Source organism: Methanothermobacter thermautotrophicus str. Delta H (assembly GCF_000008645.1).
Classification (GTDB): Archaea; Methanobacteriota; Methanobacteria; order Methanobacteriales; family Methanothermobacteraceae; genus Methanothermobacter; species Methanothermobacter thermautotrophicus.
The window spans coordinates 363389-378904 of record NC_000916.1; the positions used below are offsets into that span (position 1 = coordinate 363389).

Genomic DNA, 15516 nt, shown 5'->3' on the forward strand with positions numbered 1-15516 from the left:
AATGATCCGTGGTTTCAATGATGATGAGGGTGGATTCATATTCACAACGGACGCAGTACTGGCACTCATAGTTGTATTCATATTCACAGCGTCAATCGTAACCTACTTCGCCCTGCCCAGTTACATGGGGGCTGACCACCAGCACCTTGAGGCCCTCGCAGCGGATGCACTGGATATTATGAGGCAGGACGGGACCCTCTACTCTGCAGCCGCCATGTACTCACGCAACAACACCGCGGGGGCAGAGAACCTCATAGAGTCCGAGTTACAGTCCCTGCTACCTCCAGGGGTTGGTTATGAGTTCAAGATGGGGCCATATCCGACCCTGAGGAACGATAGCGGCATACTCGTCTCAAGGGACACTGCATCAAGGGCCATCGTTATTTCAGGACCTGAGGAGGGCTGGCTCGGACGCGCATGGTACAAGATGGAGGAGGTCACCCTCGAGGACCAGGAGATAAACTCAACAACAACGGTCTGGAACTTCCATAACTGGCTTAGTAACTACTGGAGCAGTCTCTATTATAGACCATACTGGGGTTACCAGACAGCCCCCAGAAACATCAGCTTCTCTGTCCCATCAACCAGTATCAACTGGGGAAGGTTTCTCCTGGGGTCCTGCAACCGGCGGAACCGGTCATCCTACGGGGCGAATGTTGTTATAAACAATGTGCCGCATATCGTGAGAAACGACAGTTTCACCTTCCTCAACCTCCGTCCCGGGACCACGAGGGAGCTCATGTACAACTATCAGGGTAACATCACATCCCTCACCGGCGGAAGCAACAACTTCTATGTCCAGTTCACAAACATGACCACAACAGGGAGCAGCGACTATGACCTTCCCTGGTTCTCAATAATAGCCAACTACACAACCACCATAAAGGTCCCGAAGGGTATCATCACCCGGACCTTCCAGTTCAATGATGCTGCGGGACTGGCGGTGCCAAGCCTCACAAGGTTAGATACGAATGGGACCCTAGGTTACGGACGTATATATGACCTGAACACGGGCACAGTCACCAGCCTCAACACCAGGAGGGTAATAACCTGGAACAGCATGGTCAGACAGAATCATGCCTACTCAGACGGTCTCCCCTTTGTAATTGATAGCGTTAATGGTTGGACTGCTGATGGTTCCGCGGTGAGCGTCACCCAGGACATACCGATACCTCCCGGTTCAAGGATACTTGACGCCTACACCGTCGTGAACCCATACGGTGGTGTTGACGATGCCCTGGTGGAGGTCTGGAACGGCACAGCATGGAATGTGGCCTTCTGTTCATTTGATTACGGAGGCGTGGATTACAGTACAGTCAGTGACGGATACGGTAACGTGCCGGGGATAGTCTACATCAGGGACTACCTCCGGGCTGGCCAGACAAACAGGGTCCGCGTCACAATATGGGACAACGTTCCGGGACAGGACTACGACCTCGTGGGTCTTGTTGACTCCTACTCCACGGTATCATACACATCACTCCCGATCCAGTGGCACAACTATCCCTTCAACAGTTACCAGAACTCAACAAATGTATCAGCACCTGTTAGACAGTTCACCATAGGATCAGACGCCAAGAAGTTCCTCCTCTTTGTTGGGGCAGGCCTGGATACTAAGTCGATTAAGGTTGAGGTTAAAAACTCAACCAGTGCCTGGACCCAGCTCTACAGCGGGCCGGTGCCATTCTCCCTGGATATCGGGGCCATCGATGTGGCCGGGAGCAGGATATTCACGACAGGCGGAAACCCCGGCAACTACAGCACAAGGCCCGGCACATACAATATCCGTGTAACCATAAACTCAGGTGCTGGATGGGAGTCAGGGGACTCCAACGCCGAGATATACTCCGGTACACGGGTGGCCGTGATCTACCCGAAATTCCTGGCCAACATGTGGGCCACAGAATACGCCAATGATGCATACACGGCCCAGGCCCTTGCCAGGCAGGAGCTCATAGCCATGCTCCAGGGCATCAGGTTACAGCATTGACCCCTCACTGATAAGGACAGAGGCACTCTACACCGGGGATATACCGAACTCCCTGCCGGTTAGATTAACACTATGGAGGGATTGATTATGGGGATAATTGGCGATGAGGATGGATACGCATTCACACCCCTCGCAGTGCTCCTCTTCATACCGGTCATCATAATAGCCATATCATACGGGGACATCGTCAACGAGGCCAACATGCTGGCAGCACTCTCAACGGGTGGTGATGTCACCATAACCGTTGTGGGTTCAATATATTCAACTGTGGAGAAGGCTGCGGCTGACGCCGGACGTAACGCGGCCTACAATGCATCAAGGAATGTCATAGACAATGCAGAGTTCTTCCCGCAGGGGACAAGCAAGGCGAATATAACAGAGAACGTTGTGAATGCCCTGAATGACAACATCATAAACACGTCCCTGGAACTTGAAAGGCAGACCGGTCGCCAGATCTACATCAACAATGTACCCATAAACAATTACACCAGCGCCACATTCACAACCTCCGACGTGACCCTTACACAGGACGACCCCTTCGGGTTCAGGGTTGAGATAAGGAGGGGCATACCCCTGAAGATTGTCCAGCAGGACCAGGTCTATGAGTTCACACTCCCGCCGGTCTCATCATATGTGAGCCTTGAGGGTATAGAGGACCCCTACATATGGATAAACACGAAGTTCCGTACAAGTAACGTCATATACAAGTACCCATACTATGCAACTAACGGTACCTACGCCGATTACCGCCTGAATGAGAGTGTTGATAATGAGGGCCACCTTCAGAACCTGTGGTACTGTCTTAACGGGACAGATAACTCCAGTAACATCACCCCGAGGCCCTACTACTTTGTGGATCCCAATGGACTCTCCTTCTTTGACCGGCTTGAGAACCGTTCAAGCTCCGCTGATCCTGCCTACGCAAGGATGAGCACCTTCATAATAGGGGATCCGCTCCTGGAGGACCACAACGGCAACCAGTACATATCAAAGGTCGACAGGGAGTACTTCCTTGGAATCGCAGGTACAACCATAAAGGTCAGGAAAAATGACATGTACGACCCGCTGGGGGCACCCTTCTGTCTCTCAGCAACCTACAAGAACCTCCTAGGTCTTGCTGCAAACAACTACAATTAATGTTTTGAGTCAGCAGTTAAAGGTGATCCAATGGATGAAGGTGGAGTTTTAAGTATAGATTTCCTCTTTGCAACACTGATAGCCCTCATAATAATTGCGGGTATGGTCAGCATGGTGGACAGTGAACTCTCAAGGACACAGGCCGGTGAACTGGGCCAGGCAAGGATGATGGGTGAACGTGTTGCAGGTGCCGTCAATGCAGCATACACCAATGGTCCAGGGTTTGCCGTTAACCTTACACTACCCTCTGATTTTCCCTACACAGTTGAGGTGAGGAACGGGCAGGTCACCGTGTTCTACAAATCCCAGAGGATCAAACTGAGTATCATACCGAAGGTGAATGTGACCACAACCAACATGACCCCTGGAAAATACACTGTGAGGAACCAGAACGGTACAATAACCGTAACGAAGATAACCTGAGCACTGTGAGGAACCGGTACAATAACGGTAATGAAGATACTGAGATCCTGATACGCCAATGAGCTGACATTATGAGATTTAAGGAGGAAATACCTTGCTTGATGATCTTAGATGGGAATATAAGGCCCTCATACTTATCGGCATAGTCACAATTTCAATAGTAATCTACTCATACAGCTCCTTCAATTCAGGTGAAAGGGAGCGGATTTCAGATTCCAGCCCTGTTGAGCCTCAGCCCCAGCCGGTGCCCATCAACATCCCCAACATGACATCAGAGAACACCAGCAGCAGCACAGAGAATGTAACAGCCGAGGAGGCAAGGCAGATAGCCGGTGAATCGGGTTACACTGCGGGCCAGCCATCGAGGGGTTCAATCACTATAAACGGTACCGATGTTCCTGTCTGGGTTGTTCCGCTTCAGAGGGGTGGCAGGACCGTCAGGGAGGTCTATGTCAGTATTGAGGGCGGCCAGATAGTTGGCAAGAGGGAATTCCAGTGAGCCATCTGATCACAAGATATTTAAGTTCCCATGAAATACTATTGATAAACTGTTAAAAAGCCTTCTATAAGGATCTGCGGTGAATACAATGGACGTTCTAGGTGTAACTGTAATGCTGGCCCTCTTTATTCTACTGCTTGCATTCATATTCTCTACAGGTCTCATGACACCAATAATCGGGAAGAAGAACCTGCTATTTGTGGTTTTCATAGGCTTCATTGCAGGGACGGTCGGCGGGGCCTTCTTAATATCCCCTGTCTATGATGAGATCCCCGAGATCGCGAGGGGGGTATACATCTCCACTGAAGGTGGCACAGAGAATGTAACGGCTGATGTTTCAACAGCCACGGATATAATGAAGCTCACAGAGGAACTCGCAGCCCAGGAGGGGGTTGTGGATGTCCATTCAGAGGGGATAGTGATAAGGACTGACAGATTTTCAGAGAACCGTAAAAGGATAATAGAGGAGAAGGTATCGATAATAGACTCCAACATAACATCAGGGAAGGTTTACACAAACGGCACAATAATTTTACAGGTTAAAAAGGGCTACAATCCTGTAAAAGCCCTTGAAAACCTTGCAGAGTGGTTAATGTACACTGGAGGCATAAAAACAAGGTACAGCACCGTCCACCTGGTGGTGGAGGTGAAGCCCCAGAATGTTGACCAGGTGGTATCCTACCTCCAGGCAAGGGAGATAGTTGTTACCGGGGTGAAGGGTCCAGCCGAGGAGAAGGTGGCTGCATTGAAGAGATCACTCCCGGATAAATCCAACATAGTACTCTTCTGCGGTGTCCTCGGAATGCTAACAGGACTTGCAGGTGTTTTCATTGACTCCATCTTCGGCTTTGTGAGGGGTATATACCAGAGATACAGGGGTGTCTGATGAGGTCTGCAGTTCTATATTCAGGTGGTAAGGACAGCACGATGGCCCTTTACCATGCACTGCAGGAATCTGAGGTCGAATTTCTGGTATCTGTGATCTCAGATAACCCTGAATCCCATATGTACCATGTGCCCAACATACACCTGACAGCCCTCCTTGCAGAGGCCGTTGGAATACCCCTCATAGAATCCAGGACCGCAGGGGTTGAGGAGGAGGAGGTTGAGGACCTCGCCGGCACACTTAAGACCCTGAGGGAGAGGGGTGTGGAGGCTGTCTACTCCGGGGCTCTCTACTCCGAGTATCAGAAGTCAAGGATAGACTCCATCTGCAGGAGGCTGGGTTTAAGGTCAGTGGCACCCCTCTGGCACAGGGACCCCCTGGATTACATGGAGGAGATAGTTGACCTTGGATTCAGGGTCATGGTGACGGCTGTTGCAGCTGAGGGTCTTGATGAGTCATGGCTTGGGAGGATAGTTGACAGAAAGATGATAGATGAACTGGCGGATCTGAGTGAGAGGTACGGTATAAACCCTGCATTTGAGGGTGGTGAAGCCGAATCACTGGTCCTTGACGGTCCAATATTTAAGAAGCGACTCGAGATACTTGAATACGAAAAGAAGTGGTTCTTTGATAATGGCTTCCTGGACATAAAGAGGGCTGTGCTGGTTGATAAGGATTAGGTTAAGGTCTGACTGTGAGCTCAATCAGCAACGTCTTCAGGGACTGAGACATCGGGTGCCAGCCAGTCTATTAAACCCATTATATCGTCTGATTCAATCTCCACAAGTATGTCACCCAGTGCGGAGATGGACTCCTCAAGGACGTTCACCCGGTTCATAAGGGCGGCCTGTTTGTTAATGTAAAACCATGTTGAATTGTCCCTGAGGTGTTTTTTGAGTATATTCCTTGCCGTGAGCCTTATTCTCCTTTTCTCAAGGACCTCCTGGAGGTTCCTGAGGCTCCCGCTATCACCGGTGCCCCTCACGGCGTCATCTTCAACCTCAATTTCAAGTTCAGGGAAGACGTTGAGAACAGCCTCCCCCACCTTCTCTGGATCCTCTGTCGCCCTGACCGGGGCTTCAACTTTAACTTTATCCATCCTCTTGTCCTCCTCTGCTGCTCTCCTCACCCTTCTCTGCAAGTTTCCTGAGTATCTGCTTTGCCTGTTTTTTTATCTTCCATATCGGGCCCTCATTGACTATCATATAATCTGAGGTTGCTATGACGTCGCCTATACCGAATCCAAGCTCCCTCTCGTCTCTTTCAACGAATTCTGCATACCTCTGAGAGTCGTCCTCCCTCTGCCTCTTCCGGAGCCTCCTGAAGCGGGTCTTTCTTGTTGAGAATACTGATATGACCCTGAAGCCAGGGAACCTTTTTCTGAATATCTCGACCTCATGGGGGCTCCTTATACCCTCTATCAGGAACATTTCTGATTCTGACTCCTGAATCCTTTCAACGCACTTTTCGGCAACCACGTACTTACCGTATTCCTCCCTGAGGCGAACGGCCGTCACACCGGGGTCCTCACCTCGCTTCCGGGCTTCATCCCTTATTACGTCACCCATCCTTATAACCCTGAAACCCATCGACTCAGCTATCCTTGATACAACGCCCTTCCCTGCGCCGGGCATCCCTGTAACTCCAATAACCACCATATTCACACGCTCAGGATTCTTGATCTGCTTGAGGATTTCCCTGCTGGTGAAATCCTTCCAGAAATCAGATTCTTTTTTTTCTCTGCAGTTATTCTATTGTGCCATACCATATATGGATACTGCGAATGCTCTACAACTCCACAGGTTCACAGTTCTGGATTGTATCTCCGGAGGTCTATAAGTTTTAGGGTCTCCCTGATGTTTTCAAGGTTATCGAATTCCTCGACGATAAGCTCAAGTTCATCCCGGGATAGGTCCTCAAGTTCCCTTACCGCTTCTATGAGGGCTGGTATGGCCCTTACAATGTTATCTGTTATGCTTATACTTGCCTTCCGGGATGTCCTTGACAGCGGGTTCAGGTCAATGGTTATAACAGTCTTACCTGACTTCCGTAGTATCTCTGTCCTGTCCCCGTCCTCGAGGGGAACCAGGACCACGTCGGCACTGTAGATCCCATCAGGGCTTGCTGTTGCCCTCGGACTCTTTATATCATCGATGTAGAGCAGTTTGTCTGTTCCGAGGACCTCCCTGGCACCATTTTCCAGGAGGACCTCCTCTATTAGTCTGACCCTCTTCTCTGTCCGGTGGAAGAGGTTTATCTCGATCTTTCCCCCGATTGCATCTGCAAGTTCAACCACAGCTCCCGGGACAAGGGCGGCGGTGTTGCCGTTAACCGATATAACAGGGTTTTTTGCAAGGAGGAGTGCTGCAGCAGCAGCTCTTATGGCCTTCGCAGCGGGTTCTGTGGTCCTTTCACCCAGCAGGTAGTCGAAGGCCTCACCCCTGCCATGGGCGATCATGCCTGAATCTGCGAGTATACCCTTACGCCAGGCCTCTGTTATCATCTCTCTCTGTATCAGTGAATGGTAACGTGGATGGTCCCTTGAAATCATGTTAATGTATTGTACCAGATACTTTAATAAGTTTATTTAAGTCCAGGATGTGGGCCTCCTACTGATGTGATCTCTTCAAGTAAGGTTTTATATCCACCTTGAAGATAAATAGAGCCGGAGGAATAAATCATGGAAGATGAAGTGGAAATCAAGCGAAAACCCAGAAGGCCTTCAGATGGAGGGAGGCTCTGGGGGGTCTATCTTGGAGCTATAATGGTGATAATAGGGGTGCTGTGGTTTGCCTTCGCTGCAGGGATCATACCCCCACAGTATTCAAGGTTCTGGCCCCAGGCCCTCCTGGTTATTCTTGGAATTCTGATAATCATAAAGTCAGCTAGATGATCCGGTGGTAATCATGAAGGAACTCATGAAGCGTCTTTCAGTTGCAAGTGGAATCTCTGGATTTGAAGGTGAGGTAAGGGATATCATAAGATCTGAACTCGAGGGACATGTCGATGAGATTGAGGAGGACAGCCTCGGTAACATCATCGCCGTGAAGAGGGGGTCCGGTCCCTCAATCATGCTGGCAGCCCACATGGATGAGATAGGCCTCATGGTGAGGCACATCGATAAGAAGGGATTCATAAGGTTTTCAAAGATAGGCGGAATCAGTGACCAGATGATACTCAACCAGGCGGTCTGGATCCATGGGGAAAACGGACCCGTGATGGGTGTCATCGGCTCAAAGCCACCCCACAGGATGAAGGCCTCTGAGAGGAAGAAGGTCACAACCCATGATAACATGTTCATAGACATAGGCGCCTCTTCAAGGGAGGATGCAGAGGAACTGGTGGCTGTGGGGGACCCTATAACCTTCCATGCGCCCTACAGTGAACTCGCCAACTCCCGCTTCACAGGGAAGGCCCTTGACAACCGTATAGGCTGCCTTGTAATGGTTGAGGTCCTAAAGAGGGTTGAAACCGGTGCAACCGTTTATGGTGTTGGAACGGTCCAGGAGGAGGTTGGTCTCAAGGGTGCCAAGACCTCAGCATTCAGGCTCAACCCGGACATGACCCTGGCCCTGGATGTTACAATAGCCGGGGATCATCCAGGGATGAAGGAGGAGGAGGCCCCTGCGAAGCTCGAGGGCGGACCCGCCATAATCCTCACCGATGCCAGTGGCAGGGGTATAATAACCCATCCACGTGTGAAGGACTGGCTACTTGAGACTGCACGTGAGGAGGACATACCTGTCCAGATAGAGGTGAGTGAGGGGGGTACAACCGATGCAACCGCCATTCATCTCACAAGGGAGGGGATACCCGCAGGCGTGGTCTCTGTGCCTACAAGGTACATCCATACAACGGTGAGCATGGCAAGCATGAAGGACATCGAGATGACCGTTGATCTCCTTGTTAAGGCAATTGAAAGATTGTAACTCCCCTCAATAATTTTTTTAGCTGGACATCAGCTTCGTTTTTCCGTCGAAGTAGAATATGTAGGGGCTGTCACTCCAGCGGTCATAGACCTCAACAACATATTTAGCCCCATTCCCGAAGTTTTCAGGGTATATAATATCCCTGAGCAGTTCATTGATGTTCTCATCGGAGACCCGTGTTTTCCAAGGAAATTCGCACTCTCTTTTCATTTCGAACACCCTTATTACGACTTTCCTTTTATTCAAGGTTAAAACCTCCATCTAATAATAACCATAAAAATTAATGTAATAATATAATATATAAATTTATCTGATTATTATGAATCTCCTTTAAGATAAGGTAATTAATTCTGTTATTTTTATGTATCTGGGGGTGAATTAGTAAAAGGAATCAATTCTGTTATTTCTATGCATTCGGTGGAACTTAGATCAGTTATTTATTCCCGTGGACCCCTCTCTCCATGAGGGCACCGGCTGAAACCTGTAGAAGATTATTCCTCAGGGTTTTCAATAACTTCAAGGCCGCTGTCTGATATAATGTAGGGTATGAACTCAATCGGTGTTCTTGTACTCCTCATCTTGATGATGTCCATGACCCTCTCTCTCCTTCCCGTGTAGGGGTTCTCCCTCTTTATCAGCCTTATGGCCCCGTAAACCGAGTAGAGGGCTATATCATTGAACTCCTCTGAGGTTGCACTGTCAAGGATTATCATCGCAGTGATGTCCCTCTTTTTGAGTTCATAGATCAGGAGGTCGAACTGATCCCTGAACTCATCCGTTGTGAGCTTCTCTGTGTGGCTGCCTATACTGTCGATTATGAGGACCTCGGTGTCATCTGGAATCTCGGCGAGTATCTTCCTCAGGTTTCCCTTGACGGATTCTATCCCAATAGATATTTCCGCCTCTGTAAGCCGGGCCCTCATTGCGGATAAGCCGATAATACTCAGCTTACCAGATTCAAGGAGATCAGTGATGTCCCACCCAAGGGATGCGCACTGGATCCTGAGGTCAGTTTCATCCTCCTCTGTCGTTATGTATATTGTCTTAAGGCCGCTTCTGGCGCTCTGAATGGCGAACTGGAGTCCCATTATGGTCTTACCGGATCCAGGGTCACCGGTCACAAGAATGCTCCTACCCTGCGGGTAGCCCCCTATTATATCATCAAGCCCCTTAATCCCCGTACCTGTACGCGATATTCTCCTTTCCATGGTTAACCCCCCATTTATGGGAAATGATCTTACCGGTGAGTTCTTCGTCCCCCTGCTTCCGGGTTTTATACCAGGTGAAATTCGAAGGTGAGGTTTTCGTCCCTGCTTCTGAGGCTTGAGGTCTGTATGACGCTACCCTTTATACCTGTCCAGGTGAAGCTCCTCATCAGCATGGCCCTGAATATGAGGGAGAAGATTGGATTCTGCCTTGCCTCATTGATCCATGGAAATGTCTTGAATTCGAGAATGTACCTCGGCTTTTCTCCCCTGAGCTCGGTTTCAATACCAAGGTTCCTGAGGAAGCCTGAAAGCCACTTTATATAGGCATCAAAGACCCTCAGGGATTCCCTCCTGGCCATGATATCATCCAGAACACCCAGTTTTTTCATGGTCCTCTGGAAGTTTGGTTTGAGGTTCTTCTCGAATCTGTCAGCGAAGTTCTTTATTATGGCATTTCTGAGCTGAGGTGGAATTGATGATGCGAATACAGGCACAGCCGAGACAACAAAGCCGTAGAGTTCGGCCTTTGACATTTCCCTGATCAGTTCCTCCCTGCGCCTCTCAGCCTCCACACGGCCTGTGATGTCGTGGCCTATTATCTGGAGGAGGTTCTTCTCTGAGGTTGTTTCAATCCTGGTCGAATGTATCTCAAGGAAGTGCCTGTCTCCCCTGTGGTCGGTGAATTCAATTTCAAAGACCTCATGCTCTGAATTGAAAAGGTCGAGGATGCTTTTAAGCGCACTCTCAGATATTAAACCCCTCTTCTCGAGGACTGAAAGTTTTTTACCCTTCAAACGCTCCCTTTTGAGTCCTGTGAGTTCCTCGACGGCCCTGTTCACAAAAACTATTCTTGAACTGGAGTCCATGAGGATTATGGGATCCGGGGATGATTCAAGGAGGGCCCTGTATCTTTCCTCACTTTCACGGAGTTTGCTGTCCATCTTGTGTTTGTAAAGGGCGACCTCAATGGCGCTGTGGAGTTCACGGTCCTCGAAGGGCTTTATGATGTAACCGAAGGGCCCGGTGAGCTTGGCACGGCTGAGGGTTTTTTCATCTGAGTAGGCTGTGAGGTAGACCACAGGGATGTCCATCTCCTCCCTTATAACCTCTGCAGCCTCTATACCATCCATTTCGCCCTTCAGGACGATGTCCATGAGGACAAGGTCCGGTTTCTCCTCACGCGCAAGCTTTATAGCGTCTTCACCTGAAGCAGCGATCCCCACAACCCGGTAGCCAAGGCCCTCAGCCCTGTGCTTGATGTCCATGGCCACTATGCTCTCATCCTCAACAACAAGCAAACTTGTAGGCGACATTTAGTCCTCCAAACCATCATTTTCACAGATCCCATGGGATCAAAGAGGCGTTAGGACGTTAATCCTCCACATCAGGATATTAAGACCCACACATTATCCAGATATTAATATGTGGCCAGTTGTTATAAATAATTTTCTAAAACCCCCATTCAGTCTTTAGGAAAATTTTAGCTCATTGAAGGATCAGGTGAAGGGATTCAGCCAGCCAGGTCCCCACTGAAGTGCCTGTGTATCCTCTCTGCGACCTCACGGGTCATTCCGGGGATGGAGGCCAGCTCCTCCACACTTGCATCCCTCACACCATCAAGGCTTCCAAAGTGCTCAAGGAGGGCCCTTTTCCTTACCGGACCAACACCCCTTATACCGTCAAGTTCCGATTCAAGGGAATCCCTGTCCCTGATCGTCCTGTGATACTTAACAGCAAACCTGTGGGCCTCGTCGCGGAGGTGCCTGAGGATCTGCAGTGCACCATCATCCACATCCACGGGCTCGGATAGGCCTGGAAGGTAAACCTCCTCCCTCTTCTTGGCTATGCCAACAACCGGCACATGAACCCCGCAGTTTTTGAGGGCCTCGAGGGCCACTCCCAGCTGACCCTTCCCTCCGTCGATGAGCACGAGGTCGGGCTTCCTGAGTTCAGGGCTGGAGTACCTCCTCTCAACCAGTTCCCTCATCATTGCATAGTCGTCGGGCCCCTGGGCTGAAATCCGGTACCTCCGGTAGGATCCAGAGGATGGTTTACCATCGATGAAAACGGCAACCGAGCCGGTTGCAGATTCACCTGCAATGTTTGAGATGTCAAGGCCCTCCATTCTTCGGGGTATTTCGGGGAGCTTGAGGTCATCCTTGAGCTGAAGGAGGGCGTCCCTGACCCTTCCCTTCTGTTTCAGTATCACAGAAGCATTCTTCCAGGCGATGTTGAGGAGCCTGCGTCCGGCGCCCCCCTCAGGTGAGTGTATCTTCACCTCTTCGCCCCTGAGCTCAGAGAGCCACTCTGCTATGACCCCGTCCTCCACAGGGTACTGGGTCAGTATCTCCGATGGCACCCTCCGGGGTATGGCGTAGTACTGCTTGAGGAAGGCCTCAAGGATCTCTGTCCGGGGGGCTGAGCCCCTGAGAATGAAGTCGTCCTTCCCGGTGATCTTGCCGTCACGTATCTGGAGGACCACAACCGCAGATGTATCCCCTCCCCTCTCGAGGGCCACTATATCCTGGTCAATGGAGTCCGTGAAGGATGCGTGCTGTCTCTCCATAACCTCCCGTATGGATTCAATCTGATCCCTTATCCTGGCAGCCCTCTCAAATTCAAGTCTTTCCGAAGCCTCCTTCATCTCCTCCTCAAGCACCTCAATGACTTCCTGGTAGCGTCCCTGGAAGAAGAGGTCAACCTTCTCTATGATCTCCCGGTAATCCTCCCTGCTGATTCTCCCATCACATGGGGCGTAACAGAGGTCTATCTGGCTGTTGAGGCATGGCCCGTCCATCCGCCTGCAGCTCCTTATCCTGAAGAGTGACTTTATGAGTTTCAGTGTCCTGCGCACAGCCCCGGTGTCTGTGAAGGGTCCGTAATACCTTGCACTGTCCCTCCCTATGGTCCTCACTATGAGGACCCGGGGGTACTCCTCATCCGTTATCTTGATGAAGGGGTACCTCTTATCGTCCTTCAGACGGACATTGTATGGGGGTCTGTACCTCTTTATGAGGTTGGACTCAAGGATGAGGGCCTCCTTCTCGTTCTGGGTCAGAATGTACTCTATGCTCTCAAGGTGCCTCATCATGATCCTCAGACGCGGGTTCTCCTGTTCCCTGAAGTAGGACGAGACCCTCTTCCTTATGGAGATGGACTTGCCAACATAGAGGACCCTGTCGTCCCTGTCGCGGAATATGTAGACACCGGTAGCATCAGGAAGCTTCTCTGGATCCTTAACCCTCGTCAATTTATCATTACCATCCTCTGATTTATGTTTAAAACAAGTTCAGTGGGGGTATCATCACAGGATTATGGAACACGTGGGATACCCTGTCAGATATGAGACTCCAGACTCAACTTTATGTATCCTGGCAAAGGTATATATAAGTTGACCCTGAAATATAATCCCACAATAGAATGAGGTTCTTATTTTAAGTGATTTGTGATGAAGTTTAAACTGGTATCAGATTACAGACCCCTCGGGGATCAGCCAAAGGCGATAAGGTCCCTTGTTAACGGTATAAAGGCCGGGATGAGGGAGCAGACACTCCTGGGGGTCACGGGTTCAGGTAAGACCTTCACAGTGGCCAATGTGATCGCAGAGGTCCAGAAGCCGACGCTGGTAATATCACACAACAAGACCCTGGCTGCGCAGCTCTATGAGGAGTTCAGGGAGTTCTTCCCTGAGAACGCCGTGGAGTACTTCGTGAGTTACTATGATTTCTACCAGCCAGAGGCATACATACCCCAGACAGACACCTACATAGACAAGGAGGCATCCATAAACGACGAGATAGACCGGATGAGGCACTCGGCAACCCAGTCCCTCCTCTCCAGGGACGACGTCATCGTGGTATCCAGTGTCTCCTGCATCTACGGTATAGGTGCACCGACAGACTACGGTGAATTCACCCTCCACCTCGAGGTCGGATCCGGCCCCGGCAGGGAGGAGGTGCTGGAGGGCCTCATAAACATGCAGTATGAGCGAAACGATGTCGAATTCGACAGGGGACAGTTCAGGGTCAGGGGTGACACCGTAGAGATCAACCCCATCCATGGAACACCCCCCATAAGGATAGAATTCTTCGGCGACGAGATAGACTCCATATCAACGGTTCACAGGGTCACCGGCAGGAGGATACAGAAACTGGACCGTGTAACCATATTCCCGGCCAAGCACTTCGTGATACCCGAGGACAGGCTCCAGAGGGCGATAGAGTCAATAGAGGCTGAACTTGAGGAGAGATTAACTGAACTTAGATCCCAGAACAAACTTCTGGAGGCCCAGAGGCTCGAACAGAGGACAAGGTTCGACATGGAGATGCTTAGGGAGATGGGCTACTGCCAGGGCATAGAGAACTACTCAATGCACCTCAGCGGCAGGAAGTGGGGTGAGAAACCAAACACGCTCCTGGACTACTTCCCTGAGGACTTCCTCACAGTCATCGACGAATCCCATGTGACGGTACCCCAGATAAGGGGCATGTACAACGGTGACCGGGCAAGGAAGGACACCCTGGTGGAGTACGGCTTCAGACTACCCAGTGCCCGGGAGAACAGGCCCCTCCGTTTCGACGAGTTCCAGGAGAGCGTGAACCAGGTGATCTATGTCTCTGCAACTCCTGGAAGGTATGAACTCTCAAGGAGCCAGAACATCGTTGAACAGATCATAAGGCCCACAGGTCTGGTGGACCCTGAGGTCAGGATAAGGCCGGTGAAGGGCCAGGTGGATGACCTCCTCTCCGAGATAAGGAGGCGGGTTGAGCGGGGTGAGAGGGTCCTTGTAACCACCCTCACAAAGAGGATGGCCGAGGACCTCACAGACTACTACTCGAGGGTCGGCGTGAAGGTCAGGTACCTCCACTCAGAGATAGACACCCTCGAGCGTGTTGAGATCATAGACGACCTCAGGAGGGGAGAATTCGACTGCCTGGTGGGTGTTAACCTCCTCAGGGAGGGCCTCGACCTTCCGGAGGTGGCACTGGTCGCAATACTCGATGCAGACAAGGAGGGCTTCCTGAGGTCAGAGACGTCACTTATACAGACAATCGGGAGGGCCGCCAGGAACGTTAACGGTGAGGTGCTCATATACGCCGGCAGGTTCACAGACTCAGTGATGGCGGCGGTTGAGACAACCAACAGGAGAAGGAAGCTGCAGATGGAGTACAACCGCAGGCATGGTATAAAACCAAGGAGTACAAGGAGGACCCTCCGGGAAGAAGAAGGACCGTTGAGGAACCTGAAGGTGGATGAGATACCAGACCATGAACTTGAACTCATAATAAAGGACCTGGAGGCAGAGATGAGGGACGCTGCAAGGAACCTTGAATTCGAGAGGGCCGCCAGGATCAGGGACAGGATAATGTCCCTTAAGAGCAATTAAACATTTTCTGGTAATGAGAATTAAGGCAGGATTAAAGAGTTTTGGAGACACTGAGGAT

16 protein-coding genes are annotated in these 15516 nt (G+C 50.6%); 9 read left to right on the forward strand and 7 right to left on the reverse strand.

The genetic code is table 11. The features are described 5' to 3' along the window. Position 1 precedes the first annotated feature (1 nt). From MTH_RS01980 to MTH_RS02005, 6 genes are all read left to right on the forward strand, one after another. Positions 2-1990: a hypothetical protein gene (locus MTH_RS01980; protein ID WP_143485731.1), complete on the forward strand. Its 1989-nt coding sequence runs from the start codon at positions 2-4 to the stop codon at positions 1988-1990. An 87-nt stretch (positions 1991-2077) separates the two neighbouring features. Further along, positions 2078-3127 carry a hypothetical protein gene (locus MTH_RS01985; protein WP_143485732.1) on the forward strand — a complete coding sequence of 350 codons (1050 nt, stop codon included), beginning with the start codon at positions 2078-2080 and terminating at the stop codon, positions 3125-3127. Positions 3128-3157: 30 nt separating this feature from the next. Then, entirely contained in the window at positions 3158-3550 is a 393-nt protein-coding gene (locus MTH_RS01990) for a hypothetical protein (protein ID WP_010876068.1), read from the forward strand. Positions 3551-3644: 94 nt separating this feature from the next. Beyond that, complete coding sequence (locus MTH_RS01995) at positions 3645-4049, forward strand: hypothetical protein (RefSeq protein ID WP_010876069.1); 405 nt, start codon at positions 3645-3647, stop codon at positions 4047-4049. Between the two features lie 88 nt (positions 4050-4137). Then, positions 4138-4935: a hypothetical protein gene (locus tag MTH_RS02000; protein WP_048060818.1), complete on the forward strand. Its 798-nt coding sequence runs from the start codon at positions 4138-4140 to the stop codon at positions 4933-4935. After that, on the forward strand, positions 4935-5615 hold the full coding sequence (locus MTH_RS02005; RefSeq protein ID WP_010876071.1) for a TIGR00289 family protein: 681 nt from the start codon (positions 4935-4937) through the stop codon (positions 5613-5615). Before MTH_RS02000 ends, MTH_RS02005 begins: the two co-directional genes overlap by 1 nt. A gap of 20 nt (positions 5616-5635) precedes the next feature. Here the strand turns inward: MTH_RS02005 and MTH_RS02010 are convergent, their stop codons facing one another. The 3 genes from MTH_RS02010 to MTH_RS02020 form a co-directional block, all read right to left on the reverse strand. Continuing rightward, entirely contained in the window at positions 5636-6034 is a 399-nt protein-coding gene (locus tag MTH_RS02010; RefSeq protein ID WP_010876072.1) for an RNA-binding domain-containing protein, read from the reverse strand. Next, positions 6027-6593 carry an AAA family ATPase gene (locus MTH_RS02015; protein WP_048060819.1) on the reverse strand — a complete coding sequence of 189 codons (567 nt, stop codon included), beginning with the start codon at positions 6591-6593 and terminating at the stop codon, positions 6027-6029. Before MTH_RS02015 ends, MTH_RS02010 begins: the two co-directional genes overlap by 8 nt. A 146-nt stretch (positions 6594-6739) precedes the next feature. Next, on the reverse strand, positions 6740-7486 hold the full coding sequence (locus tag MTH_RS02020) for a 4-phosphopantoate--beta-alanine ligase (protein ID WP_010876074.1): 747 nt from the start codon (positions 7484-7486) through the stop codon (positions 6740-6742). Positions 7487-7615: 129 nt separating this feature from the next. Here MTH_RS02020 and MTH_RS02025 point away from each other — a divergent pair, with 129 nt between their 5' ends. Further along, positions 7616-7828 (forward strand): hypothetical protein, encoded by a 213-nt coding sequence (locus tag MTH_RS02025; protein ID WP_010876075.1) that lies wholly within the window; start codon positions 7616-7618, stop codon positions 7826-7828. Between the two features lie 13 nt (positions 7829-7841). Beyond that, a complete protein-coding gene (locus tag MTH_RS02030; protein WP_048060820.1) occupies positions 7842-8864 on the forward strand; it encodes a M42 family metallopeptidase in 1023 nt (340 codons plus the stop codon). 18 nt (positions 8865-8882) lie between these two features. Here the strand turns inward: MTH_RS02030 and MTH_RS02035 are convergent, their stop codons facing one another. The 4 genes from MTH_RS02035 to uvrC form a co-directional block, all read right to left on the reverse strand. Further along, positions 8883-9074, reverse strand: coding sequence for a hypothetical protein (locus MTH_RS02035; protein WP_231855327.1), 192 nt, complete (start codon positions 9072-9074; stop codon positions 8883-8885). Between the two features lie 281 nt (positions 9075-9355). Continuing rightward, positions 9356-10072, reverse strand: a complete 717-nt coding sequence (locus MTH_RS02040) for an ATPase domain-containing protein (RefSeq protein WP_010876078.1) — start codon at positions 10070-10072, stop codon at positions 9356-9358. Positions 10073-10137: 65 nt separating this feature from the next. Continuing rightward, positions 10138-11385, reverse strand: a complete 1248-nt coding sequence (locus MTH_RS02045; RefSeq protein ID WP_010876079.1) for a methanogen output domain 1-containing protein — start codon at positions 11383-11385, stop codon at positions 10138-10140. Between the two features lie 197 nt (positions 11386-11582). Beyond that, a complete protein-coding gene (gene uvrC / locus MTH_RS02050; protein ID WP_010876080.1) occupies positions 11583-13322 on the reverse strand; it encodes an excinuclease ABC subunit UvrC in 1740 nt (579 codons plus the stop codon). Between the two features lie 195 nt (positions 13323-13517). On the opposite strand from uvrC, the gene uvrB reads away from it, so the two are divergent. Further along, on the forward strand, positions 13518-15458 hold the full coding sequence (uvrB, locus tag MTH_RS02055) for an excinuclease ABC subunit UvrB (protein ID WP_010876081.1): 1941 nt from the start codon (positions 13518-13520) through the stop codon (positions 15456-15458). The last annotated feature ends 58 nt before the right edge of the window (positions 15459-15516 follow it).